The sequence below is a fragment of the Variovorax sp. F042 genome, from assembly GCF_057814215.1.
Genome location: NZ_JBVASX010000010.1, coordinates 49,359 through 62,051 on the forward strand (window position 1 = coordinate 49,359; position 12,693 = coordinate 62,051).

Sequence of the window (12,693 nt, forward strand, 5' to 3'; positions counted from 1 at the left end):
AGACAGACAACGAGATCTCCATGAAAGCCACCAGTCCTTCCGCAGAAAACCCGTGGGCCCAGCGCCTCGGGCGCGTTCTTTTCACCGTGGTCGTGGTGGCCGCCGCCGTGTGGGCCGGCCTGCGACTGTGGGACCACTACGAACTCGCACCGTGGACGCGCGACGGCCGCGTACGCGCCAACGTCGTGCAGATCGCGCCCGACGTGTCGGGCCTCGTCACCGCCGTGCCGATCCGCGACAACCAGCCGGTCGCCGCCGGCACGCTGCTGTTCGAGGTGGACCGCGCGCGCTACGACCTCGCCGTGCGCCAGGCCCAGGCCGTGCTCGCCGCGCAGCGCGCCCAGAGCGCCCAGGCGCAGCGCGAGAACACGCGCAACACCGGGCTCGACGACCTGATCTCGAAGGAGTCGCGCGAACAGACCCGCTCGCGCGTCGAGCAGATGCAGGCCGCCGTCGCCCAGGCCGAAGTGGCGCTCGATTCGGCCCGCCTCAACCTGCAGCGCGCCGAGGTGCGCGCGCCCACTGACGGCCTCGTCACCAACCTCGACCTGCGCCAGGGCAGCTACGCCGCTGCGGGCCGCCCGGTGCTCGCGCTGGTCGATGCGCAGTCGTTCTACGTCGAAGGCTATTTCGAAGAAACCAAGCTGCCCCGCATCCACCTCGGCGACCGCGTGCGCGTCACGCCGATGGGTGGCGGCGCGGTGTTCGAAGGCGCGGTCGACAGCGTGGCTGCCGGCATCGCCGACCACGACCGCTCCACCAGCGCCAACCTGCTGCCCAGCGTGAACCCGACCTTCAACTGGGTGCGGCTCGCGCAGCGCATTCCGGTGCGCATCAAGCTCGATCCGCTGCCGCAGGGCGCGCGCCTTGTTGCGGGCCAGACGGTGACGGTGCAGGTGCTGGAGAACAAGGCGGCGCAGAAGACGGCGGCAACGACCCCAGCGCCGCAGAAGGGATGAACAGCATGACCCGCTTCGCATTTCGCCTTGCATCGCTGGCCGTCGCCGCCGGGCTCGCGGCCTGCGCGGCGGTCGGCCCCGACTACAAGCAGCCGCCCGAGGCGCTCGCCAGCCAGAGCGCTGCCGGCAAGCCCTTTGCCGAGGCGCCCGCCAACGCCGCGCCGCTGCCTGCGCACTGGTGGCGCCTGTACCACGACCCGCTGCTCGACAGGCTCGTCGAGCAGGCTCTCGCGCACAACACCGACCTGCGCCAGGCAGTGGCCAACCTCGAGCGCGAGCGCGCCATCGACGACGAGGTGGCCGGCGGCAAGTACCCCACCATCGGCGTGAACGGCGGCCCGTCGTTCGGCCACCAGTCGGGCATCCAGTTGCTGCAGCGCGGCTACGAGCCGCCGAGCACCTTCAACTACGGCCTGGGCGCCTCGCTGTCGTACCAGGTCGACCTGTTCGGCCAGCTGCGCCGCGCCATCGAAGCCTCGGCCGCCAACACCGAAGCGGCCGAAGCCGCGCTCGACCTGGTGCGCGTCAACGTCGCAGCGGGCACTGCGCGCGCCTATGCCGAAGCCTGTTCCACCGGCTTGCGCCTGGAGATCGCGCAGAAGTCCGTCGACCTGCAGAAAGACGCGGTGAACGTCACCGAGCGCCTGCAAAAGGCCGGGCGCGCCGGCGCCATCGATGCGGGCCGCGCGCGTGCGCAGCTGCAATCGCTCAACGCCGCGCTGCCGCCGCTGCAGGCCAGCCGCCAGGCCGCGCTGTACCGCCTGGCCACGCTCACCGGCGCGCTGCCGCAAGACTTTCCGCGCGAGGTGGCCGGCTGCACCACGCCGCCGCGTGTGGCCGGCGTGCTGCCCGTGGGCGACGGCGCGCAGCTGCTGCGCCGCCGGCCCGACATCCGCCAGGCCGAGCGCACGCTGGCCGCGTCCACCGCGCGCATCGGCGTCGCCACGGCCGACCTGTACCCGCACGTGTCGATCGGCCTGTCGGCAATGTCGGCCAGCACCGCCGCCGATTTCGGGCGCAAGGACAGCATGAGCTACAGCCTCGGCCCGCTGATCTCGTGGACGATCCCGAACACCGGCGTGGTCCAGTCGCGCATCGCGCAGGCCGAGGCCGGCACGCGCGGCGCGCTCGCCAAGTTCGACGGCACCGTGCTCACCGCGCTGCGCGAGACCGAGACCGCGCTCGGCAACTACGCCCGCGAACTCGACCGCCGCGCTGCGCTGGAAGCCTCGCGCGACCAGAGCGCCATCGTCGCGCGGCAGGCGCGCCAGCTCTACCAGAACGGCCGCACCGGCTACCTCGATTCGCTCGACGCCGAGCGCGCGCTGGCCGCGAGCGAGTCCGCGCTGGCCGCCAGCGAAGCGCAGCTGTCCGACGATCAGGTCATGCTTTTCATGGCGCTGGGCGGCGGCTGGGAGCCTGAAGATACGAACCTTGCGCAAGGCAACCTGACCGGCGGCGCAACCACCACCAAGCAATGACCGCAGCCATCACCTCCGCGCCGCAGCGCCGCCCGCACGCGCCGCTGTGGCTGCTGGCGCTGGTCACCTTCAGCGGCACGCTCGCCATGCACATCTTCGTGCCCGCGCTGCCCATCGCCGCAAAGAGCCTTGGCGCCGGCATCGGCGCCATGCAGATGACGGTGAGCCTCTACATCTTCGGCCTGGCAGTGGGCCAGCTGGTGTACGGCCCGCTGGCCGACCGCTACGGGCGGCGGCCGGTGCTGCTGTTCGGGCTGGGGCTGTATTGCGTGGCGGGGCTTGCGGCCGCGGTCGCGCCTGAAGTGCATTCGCTCATCGCGGCGCGCCTGTTCCAGGCGGTAGGTGGCTGCGCCGGCCTCGTGCTCGGCCGCAGCATCGTGCGCGACACGGCCGAACCGCAAGAGGCCACGCGCCGCCTCGCGCTGATGAACCTGATGGTCACCATCGGCCCGAGCCTCGCGCCGCTGCTCGGCGGTGCGCTCGCCACCGCATTGGGCTGGCGCTCGATCTTCTACGCGCTCTTTGCCCTCGGCGTCGTCGGCTTCCTGTTCACCTGGCGCCTGCTGCCCGAAACCGGCGCGCCCGGCGCGGCCGTCAATGCGCGTGAGCTCGCCCGCAACTACAGGAAGCTGCTGGCCTCGCCGGCCTTTCTCGGCTTCTCGGTCGGCGGCGGTTGCGCCACCACGTCGATGTATGCCTTCATTGCCTCGGCGCCCTTCATCTTCGTGGACCAGCTGCACCGGCCGGCGCACGAGGCGGGCATCTACCTCGCCATCCTGGTGTCGGGCGTGTGGCTCGGCAGCTTCCTCACCAGCCATCTGATCTCGCGCGTGCGGGTCGACCGTCTCATGGTTCGCTCGAATGCGCTGAGCGTGGCCGCGGCCTTCGTGCTGCTGGGCGCGGCGCTGACCGATTACCTCTCAGTGCCGCTCATCGTCGCCTGCATGTTCCTGTTCACCGTTGGCGCCGGCATGGCCTCGCCGGCCGCGCTCACGCAGGCAATCAGCGTGAACCCGCAGGTCATCGGCTCGGCCTCGGGCCTTTACGGCTTCACGCAGATGGCCGTGGGCGCGCTGTGCACGGCACTCGCGGGCATGGGCCACCGCAACCCCGCGCTGGCATCGGCCATCGTGCTGGCGGGGGCGGGCATCGTGGCGCAGCTGTCGTTTGCGGTGGCGCTGCGCGCGCAGAAGCGCGCAGCCGCAAACGTCAGCGCGTGAAGAGCCAGCCCCCCTTGGGCTGGCGCATCAGCTCGTGGCGTTTCACGGCGCGCTCCTCGCCGTCGTCGCCCACGTAGACCACCTCGAAGCGCAGCAGCTTCGGCGTGACCATCTTCCAGTTCTGGATGCGCTTGACGGTCACGCAGGCGGTCTTGTCGTGGTACTGCATTTCCGTCATCGGGCCGCCCTGGAAGCCCGTGCCGTCGAACAGGCGGCCGGGCGCGGCAAAGGGGTTGAGCACCGCACCGTTGCGCGCGGTGATGCAGCCCTCGGTCCGCACGAAGGACTCGATGGTCGGCGAGGCGCTGCGCACTACCTTGCCGACGGCCGGGCTGGGCGGCTTGCCGCCGATGGCTTCGCGGATGCGCTCGACCTGTTCTTCTGTGATGGGCGCCAGGCCGTCCTTCGAGACCACGGCAGGCGGTGGTGCCGGTGGCGCGGGCGGCGGTGGTGGCGCGAAAAGCGTGCAGCCCGCTACCAGTGCCAAAGGCACGGTGCAGACCAGGGCGGTGCTCGGTGGTCCGAACTTCATGGCTCAGTCTCCCTGACGGCGGCCCATCGGGGCCGCTGGCTGAAAATTGCAGGCCGCGAACATGCGGTGCATCGTCGTTGTCGTCCTCTTTCTCTTCTCTTCTTTATTTCTTCGTTGTTGTTTTTCAGAAGCGTTCGTGGGGTGCAAGGTAGCGCCACTGCCCGGGCTGCAGCCCCGCCAGCGGCACACGGCCGATGCGGATGCGCCGCATCGCCAGAATGCGCAGGTCTACGCCGTCGCAGATGTTGGCAATCTGCCCAGGCCGCGCGCCCTTGAGCGCAAAGCGCAGGCCCGTCTGCTCGTCGCTCTGGCGGCCGATGCTCACGCGCGCGGGCGAGCGTTCCAGCCGCGCCAGCACTTCGGCGCTCACCGGGCCGGCCACGTCCACCATCACCTCGTGTTCGAGGATGCCGGCGTCTTCCTGCAGCTTGCGTTCGATGCGGAATTCCTGCGTGTACGCGACCAGCCCGCTGGCGCCGGTTTCGAGCGGCGTCATGCAGCGTTGCGCCTTTGCATGCGCCGGCAGAAAGCGCTGTCCGGCGCGCTCGGGCTCGTGATGATTCGCAGCCACCAGCAGGCGGTGCGCGGTGTCGGTTGCCATGCCGGCAGGCTTGTACAGAAGCAATGTGACAGGCACTACCGGCTCGGGCTTGGCACCCGCCTCGATCTCGACCTGCTGGTGCGGCAGCACGCGCGACTGCGGCAGCATCTGCGGCACGCCATCGACGCGCACTGCGCCGTTCTCTATCAGCAGCTCGGCTTCGCGGCGCGACACGCCAGCCATTGCGGCCACGCGCTTGGCGAGGCGGATGCCTTCGTCTTCGACGGGAGCAGTTTTCATGTTCATCGGGGCGCCGCCAGTTGGCGGATGCGTGCCACGTGCGCGGCCAGCGAGCGGGCCGCCACTGGCCACATGCGTTCGGGCACGTCGTCGTAGGCCAGCGGCAGCCATTCTTCGGGCGTGCCTTCGGGCAGCTTCTGCATCGCGGCGGCGATCTTGGCTTCGCGCTTCAGGCGGTGCGCCTTCAGCATGCCGATGGCGGTGCGGGCAAAGCCGATCACGTAGCCATGCGCCGGCAGGATGAAGTCGATCCCGCCGGCCTCGCAGGCCGCATCGAGCGTGTCGAGCGAATCGAGGTACGCCGTCATGTCGCCATCGGGCGGATCGACCACCGTGGTGCTGCCGTTGAGGATGTGGTCGCCGGAGAACAGCAGGCCGTCTTCTTCCAGCACCAGGCACAGGTGGTTGGCTGCATGGCCGGGTGTGTGTATCACGCGCAGCGTGTGGGTGACGGTTTCGCCGGCAGCGTTGGCGCCCGACAGCACGAGGCGTTCGCCGTCGGCCAGTTCGCGCTCGGGCGTGAAGCGCGCGGTGGCGCGCGCGGTCGGCTTCGAGGCCAGGCCCAGGATCGGCGGCTTGCCGTTCTTGCACAGTGCCTGCAGCGGCGCCGCGCCCGGCGAGTGGTCGGCATGCGAGTGCGTGCAGACGATCATGCGGATGTCGCCCTTCGTGGCGCGCCACAGCCGGCCGATGTGGTCGAAGTCGTTCGGGCCCGGGTCGATCACGATGTAGCCCGTTGCCGCGTCGCCCACGATGTAGCTGTTGGTGCCCGGGCCAGTCATCGCGCTCGGGTTGGGCGCGGTGAGGCGCATCACGTTCTTCAGCAGCGGCACCGGGTGCTCGCTCTGCCAGTCGAGCGCGTGCAGGAGCTGGCCGTCGGGGCACACCAGAGCGAGTTCGCCATAGGGCGACTCGTGTTCCATATAGCGCGCGTCCTCGCCCTTGAGCAGGCCGGCACGCGGGCAGCTGGTCCACAGCGGGGCTTCGCTGGCACAGGCCGCGAGCAGGGCATCGACGGTGGGGTATGCGGCCATGCGCTGCAGCGTGCGCACGGTCGGGAAGATCATGAAGAAGGTGCCGGCCTCATGGCGCGCGAGCGCATCGGCCGGATGCACCCAGCTGGGCTCGAATTGCTCGCTCTCGTCGGCAGTGGGCGTCTGGCCTTCGGGCATGCGCGCCACCAGAAAGGGCACGTCGAAGCGCTTGGGCAGGTCGCGGTCGGTCATCCAGTGCGCGAAGGTGAACACGCGGTCCGAGTCGAGCACCAGTCCGCGTGCCGCGCACTGGTCGGCAAAGGCGGTGCCGGCGGTGTCGCCGCGGTCCATTGCCGCGACTTCTTCGGCTCTGACAGGGCTTCCGTCGGCATGGTGCGCCAGCAGGATGCCCAGCTCTTCGAAAGCCTCGCGAATGGCCGCGATGGCCTGCGTGCGCTGCACGCGGCTTTGCGTGGGGCGGCGCGTGGCGATGCGCTTGGCCGCTTCGTCGGCGTCGTCGATATGGCCGCCGGGAAATACGTAGGCGCCGGGCGCGAAACTGGCGGTGGCCGAGCGGCGGGTCATCAGCACTTCGATGCCGGCGGCGCTGTCGCGCAGCAGCAGCACCGTGGCGGCCGCGCGCAGGGGCGCGGGCTCGCGTGGGGTGTGTAGTTGTTGGGAGGAACGGACCATGGGGCAATTATGGGGAGCAGGCGCGATACATGCATGTCGACGCGCATAAGCTCATATGGAATCGGGCATCAGCGGCGCGCCACAATTCGCGCCTGCACCGTCTGCATTGAAGACAAAAGACTGAACGACCGAAAGACTGTCATGGCCCATTCTCCACTCACTCGTCTTGCCCGCCGTGTATTGCTGCTGGCAGCGGCCTCGCTCGTCGTGCCCGCCGCCCTCGCTCAACAGGACTGGCCGCAACAACCCGTCACGCTGATCATGGGCTTTCCGGCCGGCTCGGGCGTCGACGTGGTGGCCCGCGTCATCCAGGAGCCGCTGGCAAAGCAGCTCGGGCGGCCCGTCGTCATCGACTACAAGTCCGGCGCCGCAGGCAACATCGCCAGCGACTACGTGGCCCACTCGAAACCCGACGGCTACACGCTTGCCTTCGGCACAGCCGCCACGCACGGCAGCAACGCCGCGCTCTACAAGAAGCTGCCCTTCGACGTGGAAGCCGACTTCATTCCGGTGGCGCCGGTGCTCGACGTGTCGAACGTGCTCACCATCAATCCCGACGTGATCAACGTCAAGACCTTGAAGGAATTCGTCGAGCTGGTCAAGGCCAACCCCGGCAAGTACAACTATGCGTCTACAGGCAACGGCGCCGGCACGCACATGGCCTTTGCCGAATTCAATTCGCGCCTGGGCCTGAACATGGTGCACGTGCCCTACAAGGGCGGCCCCGAGGCCATTACCTCGGTGGTGCGCGGCGAGACCTGCTGCATCATGAACCAGGTGCAGACCATCCTTCCGCACTACAAGGCCGGCAAGGTGCGCCTGCTGGGCGTGACCACCGCCGCGGCCGTGCCGGCAGTGAAAGAAGTGCCCACCATCGCATCGAGCGGCCTGCCGGGCACCAAGGGCTTCGACAGCTCGATCTGGTTCGGCATCTTCGCGCCCAAGGGCACCGACCCGCAGATCGTCGACAAGCTCAATGCCGCCGTGAAGGCGGTGCTGGAGCAGCCCGAGATCCGCGAGCGCTTCGAGAGCCAGGGCAACACCGTGCGCATCGAGTCGCCGGCACAGTTCAAGAAGACCGTGCACGACAACCGCGTGAAGTGGGCCGAGGTCGCGAAGGCCGCAAACATCAGCATCGACTGAGTTGCCAGCTACGGGCCGTGGTTCAGTTCACGCCCGGCGCGCCGGCATCGTCATCGCGATCACGCCGGCCATGATGCATGCAAGGCCGGCCCACGCCGTGGGCGCCGGTGCCTCGCCAAGAAACACCACCCCGATCATCACGCCGATAGGCACGCGCAGATAAGCCTGCGCAGCCGTCGACATCGGCCCCAGCGTCTTGATGAGCCGGAAGTAGATCGTGAAGGCCAGCGCGGTGGACAGCACCGCGAGCGCCAGCACCGCCATCATCGAAGCGGCAGATGGCGCGAGCGTCCACGGCCGGTCGATCACGAGGCTCGCGGGCAGCAGCATCGCCGTGCCGCTCAGCAGCGAGCCGGCGGCCGGCACCATCGGGTCCAGCCCCTTGAACACGCGGCCGAACATCGCGGCGCAGCCGTAGCAGACGGCGGCGGCCACCAGCCCGAGTTGCGCGAGCAGCGAATGCCCGAGCCCGTTCAGCGCCTCGAAGCCGACGATCAGGCAGATGCCCGCCAGCCCCGCGCCCACGCCGAACAGGCGCCGCAGCGTGGGCCTCTCGGAGCCGCCAAGGCCCAGCCCCAGCAGGAAGATGAAGATCGGCGAGGTCGAGTTGAGGATGGTCGCCAGGCCCGCATCCACGCTGCGTTCCGCCCACGCAATGAGAGTGAAGGGCAACACGCTGTTCAGGCAGGCCTGCAGTGCGAAGCGCCACCACATCGCCGGCTCCTTCGGCAGCTTCACGCCGCGCATGCGCAGCACCGCAAGCAGCAGCAGGCCGGCAATCAGCGTGCGCGCCGCGATCAGCGTGACTGGCGGGATCGTCGCCACGCCGATCTTGATGAAGGTGTACGAAGCGCCCCAGCAGGTGGCCAGCAGCGCGAGCAGTGCCCATTCGAAGGCGACGTTGGTGTGGGGCTTGCTGGCGCAGGAGTGTGTGTGCATGGCGCCGATCATCGCGAGCCCTGCCAACCGACACTTCGCCCGCGAGCGAAGCGTGGATGCCTCAGTGGCTGTGCCCGTGCGCGGTGGTGCCACCGCCGTTCAGCAGCGTCGCCAGGTCCACCTCCTGCTCGGCCGCCGCGCCTGCGATGACGCGCTGCTCCAGCTCGTCGAGGTGCTCCAGCGCCACGGCCAGCGCCTTGTCGAGCGACTTGCCCGTCGTCAGCGCCTCGATGATCTGCTCATGCTCGCGCGGCGCGCAGCTTGCGGCCTCGGCGGAGTCGTACAGCGCCTTGTAGAGCTCGGTGTTCGAAATCAGCCGGCGAATGTACGAGAGCAGTTCATCGCTGCCTGCCATCTCCGCCAGCAGCAGGTGAAAGTCGCCTGCCAGCCGGATCGAGTCTTCACGCCTGCCTTCCTTGAACGCCTTCTGCTCCGCCTGCACGTGCTTGCGCAGCGCGGCCACCTGCTCGCGTTCGAGGTTGCCGAACAGCGTGGTCACCAGCCCGGCTTCGACGATGCGGCGCGCGCGGTAGATGCCGCGCATGTCGTCGATCGACGGGTTGGGCACGAAGGCGCCGCGGTTGTGCTCCAGCACCAGCCGTTTTTCCGACCCCAGCCGCGCCAGCACCTTGCGCACCGCGCCGCGCGTGCAGCCCAGCGCCTCTGCCAGTGCGCGTTCGCGCAGGGGAGTACCGGGGCGCAGCTTGCCGCTGAGCAGTGCCTTCGACACGGCGGCGTAGACGCGTTCGTCCACGTTGGCTTCGTCGGCATCGGTGGGCTCTGCAGGGGCGGCGGAAGTGGGGGATTTGCGTGCGGTGGAAGGCATAGGCGTGGGGATTATTGCCCGCGCCGTGTCGCCTCCGGGAAATCCCCCGGATTGACTCGGCCCCTCTCGCTCCGTACCATTCGACTCATTTGGTTAACCAAAATAATTGTATATGGTCAACCAAAACTGAATTCGAATCTCAACCAGAACAGGAATCGAGGCAACCCATGAAATCCGCCAAATGGCTGGCCGCGCTGCCGGTCGCCGCTTTCTTCAGCGGGGGATGGCTGTCCTCCGTCGCGCCCACCTTTGTGTTCGGCATGCCCTTCCTGATGGTGTGGAACGTCAGCTGGCTGGTGCTGACCTCGCTGATCATGGTGGTCATCGACCGCGCCGAAGGCGACCTCGATGCGCCCACAGCGGCCAACGGAGAAGCCCGATGAACGCCGCACTCGGCGTGATTGCCCTGTTCGTCGTCGGTGCGCTGGGCCTCGCGGTGCTCGCCCGGCGCGGCCGCACCATGAGCCTGGAGCAATGGGCGCTCGGCGGGCGCGGGCTGGGCGCGATCATGGTGTTCCTGCTGATGGCGGGCGAATCGTTTTCCACCTTCACCTTTTTGGGCGCCAGCGGCTGGTCTTACAGCAAGGGCTCGCCGGCCTTCTACATCCTGGCCTACGGCGGGCTGGCCTATCTCATGGCCTTCTGGATGCTGCCGGCCATCTGGCGCTACGCCACCGCGCACAAGCTGGTGTCGTTCTCCGACTTTTTCGCGCACAAGTACGACAGCCGCCCGCTCGGCGTGCTGGTGTCCATCGTCGCGCTCATGGGCATGGTCGCGCTGCTGACCATCCAGCTGCGCGGGCTCGGCATCATCGTGTCGGAAGCTTCATACGGCTCCATCGCGCCGCAGGTTGCCATCTGGATCGGCACCGTGGTCATGGTGAGCTACATCCTCTTCTCGGGCATCCATGGCTCGGCCAGCATCGCCATCGTGAAAGACGTGCTCATCCTCGCGCTCGCCGTGTTCCTCGGCATCTACCTGCCGTGGCACTACTACGGCGGCGTCACGCCCATGTTCACCGCCATCCACGCGGCCAACCCCAGCTTCTTCGAGTTCCCGAAAGAAGGCCTGAACCTCACCTGGTACAACTCGACCATCCTGCTGACGGCGCTGGGCTACTACCTGTACCCGTTCAACCTCACCTCGGTGTATGCCGCCAGGAGCGCGAGCGCGGTGCGCCGCAACACCATCCTGATGCCGCTGTACCAGGTGGTCATCGCCTTCCTGTTCCTCGTCGGCTTCGCGGCCATCCTTCAGGTGCCTGGGCTCAAGGGCTCGGAGGTCGACCTTGCGCTGTTCGGGCTGGCAAAGCACACCTTCGACCCATGGTTCGTCGGCGTGATCGGCGGCACGGGCGTGCTCACGGCGCTGGTGCCGGGCTCGATGATTCTGCTCACGGCCTCCACCGTGATCGGCAAGAACGTCTACAAGGAAGGCTTCGCCCACAATGCCACCGACAGGCAGGTGTCGCGCGTGGCGCGCGGCGTGCTGCCTGTGTTTGCGCTGGTGGCGGTGTACTTCGTGCTGCGCGGCGGCACCACCATCGTGTCGGTGGCCATCTTCGCGTCGAGCCTGCTCACGCAGCTGCTGCCCTCGCTGCTGTTCAGCCTCATGAAGAAGCCCTTCGGCAACAAGCACGCGGCCTTCGCGGGCATCCTGGCGGGCGGCGCGGTGCTGGCCTTCATGATGACCACCAGCTCGAACCTGGGTACGCTGTTCCCGGCTGCACCGGTCGTCTTCAAGTCGCTCAACATCGGGCTCGTGGCGCTGGCGACGAATGCGCTGGTGTTCGTGATCGTGGCGCTCTTCACGGCGCGCATCGTGCCGCGTACCGTTGCAGCGCAACCTGCCTGATGCTTTCAACGAACGGACTCTCAACATGCCATCGCTCCTGATCCGCAACGTGCGCCCCATGGGCGCTTCCCCGGTCGACGTGCGGGTGCAGGACGGGCGCATCGCCGAGATCGGCACCGCGCTTGCCGCGCCGGCCGGCGCCACCATCGAAGACGGCCAGGGCGCCTTGCTGCTGCCCGGCCTCGTCGAAGGCCACACCCACCTCGACAAGACGATGTGGGGCATGGACTGGTACCGCAACGAAGTCGGCACCAATCTCACCGACAAGATCGAGAACGAGCGCGCCTTCCGCCACTCCAGCGGGCACGACGCGGCCACGCAGTCGCTGGTGCTCGCCAAGGCCTTTCTCGCGCTCGGCACCACGCGGCTGCGCACGCACGTCGACGTCGACACGCAGGCCGGCCTGCGCCACCTTGAAGGCACCCTGCGCACGCGCGAGGCGCTGCGCGATGTGCAGCAGATCCAGATCGTCGCCTTCCCGCAATCGGGCCTGTTGGGCCGCCCCGGCACGGCCGAGCTGCTCGACCAGTCGCTGGCGCTGGGCGCCGACGTGCTCGGCGGCCTCGACCCCTGCGCCATCGACGGCGACCCGGTGAAGTCGCTCGACGTGCTGTTCGGCATTGCCGACAAGCACCAGCGCCCCATCGACATCCACCTGCACGAGCCCGGCGCCATGGGCGCATTTTCGCTCGACCTCATCCTGCAGCGCACCGAGGCGCTGGGCATGCAGGGCAGGGTGGCCATCAGCCACGGCTTCTGTCTGGGCGACGTGAGCGAACGCGAGCGCGAAGCGCTGCTCGCGCGCATGGCCAGGCTCGGCGTGGTGCTCGTCACCAGCGCGCCGCCCTCGCGCACCGTGCCGCCGCTCATGGCCTGCCGGCAGGCCGGCGTGACGGTGCTCGGCGGCAACGACGGCATTCGCGACACCTGGTCGCCCTACGGCAACCCCGACATGCTCGAGCGCGCCATGATCATCGGCCTGCGCTACAACCTGCGCCGCGACGACGAGATCGAAGTCGCACTCGACACCGTCACGCACTCCGGCGCGCGCGGCTGCGGCTTCGAGGCGTACGGCCTCGTGCCAGGCAACCGCGCCGACCTGGTGCTGGTCGATGCGCAGACGGTCGCGCAGGCCGTGGTGTCGCGGCCCGTGCGCAAGCTGGTGGTGGCGGGCGGCCGCATCGTGGCGCGCAACAGCGTGCTGCAGGCCGACGTGGCTGCCTTGTGAGG

At 68.7% G+C, this 12,693-nt stretch carries 12 protein-coding genes; 7 read left to right on the forward strand and 5 right to left on the reverse strand.

Going from position 1 to position 12,693, the window contains the following annotated elements; all coding sequences use genetic code 11:
• The first annotated feature begins 20 nt into the window (after positions 1 to 20).
• From ACZYSP_RS25530 to ACZYSP_RS25540, 3 genes are read left to right on the forward strand one after another with little or no spacing between them, the layout of a single operon-like run.
• On the forward strand, positions 21 to 959 hold the full coding sequence (locus ACZYSP_RS25530; RefSeq protein ID WP_093078550.1) for an efflux RND transporter periplasmic adaptor subunit: 939 nt from the start codon (positions 21 to 23) through the stop codon (positions 957 to 959).
• Positions 956 to 2,440: an efflux transporter outer membrane subunit gene (locus ACZYSP_RS25535; protein ID WP_489017306.1), complete on the forward strand. Its 1,485-nt coding sequence runs from the start codon at positions 956 to 958 to the stop codon at positions 2,438 to 2,440. Before ACZYSP_RS25530 ends, ACZYSP_RS25535 begins: the two co-directional genes overlap by 4 nt.
• On the forward strand, positions 2,437 to 3,660 hold the full coding sequence (locus ACZYSP_RS25540) for a multidrug effflux MFS transporter (RefSeq protein WP_489017308.1): 1,224 nt from the start codon (positions 2,437 to 2,439) through the stop codon (positions 3,658 to 3,660). The genes ACZYSP_RS25535 and ACZYSP_RS25540 overlap by 4 nt, the downstream gene beginning before the upstream one ends.
• Here the strand turns inward: ACZYSP_RS25540 and ACZYSP_RS25545 are convergent.
• The 3 genes from ACZYSP_RS25545 to ACZYSP_RS25555 all read right to left on the reverse strand — a co-directional run bounded on the left by ACZYSP_RS25545 (position 3,650) and on the right by ACZYSP_RS25555 (position 6,700).
• A complete protein-coding gene (locus ACZYSP_RS25545) occupies positions 3,650 to 4,192 on the reverse strand; it encodes a hypothetical protein (RefSeq protein WP_489017310.1) in 543 nt (180 codons plus the stop codon). The genes ACZYSP_RS25540 and ACZYSP_RS25545 overlap by 11 nt on opposite strands.
• A 124-nt stretch (positions 4,193 to 4,316) precedes the next feature.
• Entirely contained in the window at positions 4,317 to 5,033 is a 717-nt protein-coding gene (locus ACZYSP_RS25550; protein WP_307616407.1) for an RNA pseudouridine synthase, read from the reverse strand.
• A 2-nt stretch (positions 5,034 to 5,035) separates the two neighbouring features.
• Positions 5,036 to 6,700 (reverse strand): MBL fold metallo-hydrolase, encoded by a 1,665-nt coding sequence (locus ACZYSP_RS25555; RefSeq protein ID WP_489017312.1) that lies wholly within the window; start codon positions 6,698 to 6,700, stop codon positions 5,036 to 5,038.
• A 141-nt stretch (positions 6,701 to 6,841) separates the two neighbouring features.
• Between ACZYSP_RS25555 and ACZYSP_RS25560 the strand changes: the two genes are divergently transcribed.
• Positions 6,842 to 7,843, forward strand: coding sequence for a Bug family tripartite tricarboxylate transporter substrate binding protein (locus tag ACZYSP_RS25560; protein WP_176928812.1), 1,002 nt, complete (start codon positions 6,842 to 6,844; stop codon positions 7,841 to 7,843).
• A 27-nt stretch (positions 7,844 to 7,870) separates the two neighbouring features.
• Here ACZYSP_RS25560 and ACZYSP_RS25565 read toward each other — a convergent pair whose 3' ends face one another.
• Positions 7,871 to 8,782: a DMT family transporter gene (locus ACZYSP_RS25565; RefSeq protein WP_489017314.1), complete on the reverse strand. Its 912-nt coding sequence runs from the start codon at positions 8,780 to 8,782 to the stop codon at positions 7,871 to 7,873.
• Between the two features lie 61 nt (positions 8,783 to 8,843).
• The gene (locus ACZYSP_RS25570) at positions 8,844 to 9,608 is read right to left on the reverse strand and encodes a GntR family transcriptional regulator (RefSeq protein WP_093056332.1); all 765 of its coding nucleotides are present in this window, start codon (positions 9,606 to 9,608) and stop codon (positions 8,844 to 8,846) included.
• Positions 9,609 to 9,775: 167 nt separating this feature from the next.
• Here ACZYSP_RS25570 and ACZYSP_RS25575 point away from each other — a divergent pair, with 167 nt between their 5' ends.
• The 3 genes from ACZYSP_RS25575 to ACZYSP_RS25585 are packed head-to-tail and all read left to right on the forward strand — an operon-like array spanning position 9,776 to position 12,691.
• Positions 9,776 to 9,991, forward strand: coding sequence for a DUF3311 domain-containing protein (locus tag ACZYSP_RS25575; RefSeq protein WP_093173126.1), 216 nt, complete (start codon positions 9,776 to 9,778; stop codon positions 9,989 to 9,991).
• Positions 9,988 to 11,463, forward strand: a complete 1,476-nt coding sequence (locus ACZYSP_RS25580; RefSeq protein ID WP_489017317.1) for a sodium:solute symporter family protein — start codon at positions 9,988 to 9,990, stop codon at positions 11,461 to 11,463. Before ACZYSP_RS25575 ends, ACZYSP_RS25580 begins: the two co-directional genes overlap by 4 nt.
• A gap of 25 nt (positions 11,464 to 11,488) precedes the next feature.
• Positions 11,489 to 12,691: an amidohydrolase family protein gene (locus ACZYSP_RS25585; protein ID WP_489017319.1), complete on the forward strand. Its 1,203-nt coding sequence runs from the start codon at positions 11,489 to 11,491 to the stop codon at positions 12,689 to 12,691.
• The last annotated feature ends 2 nt before the right edge of the window (positions 12,692 to 12,693 follow it).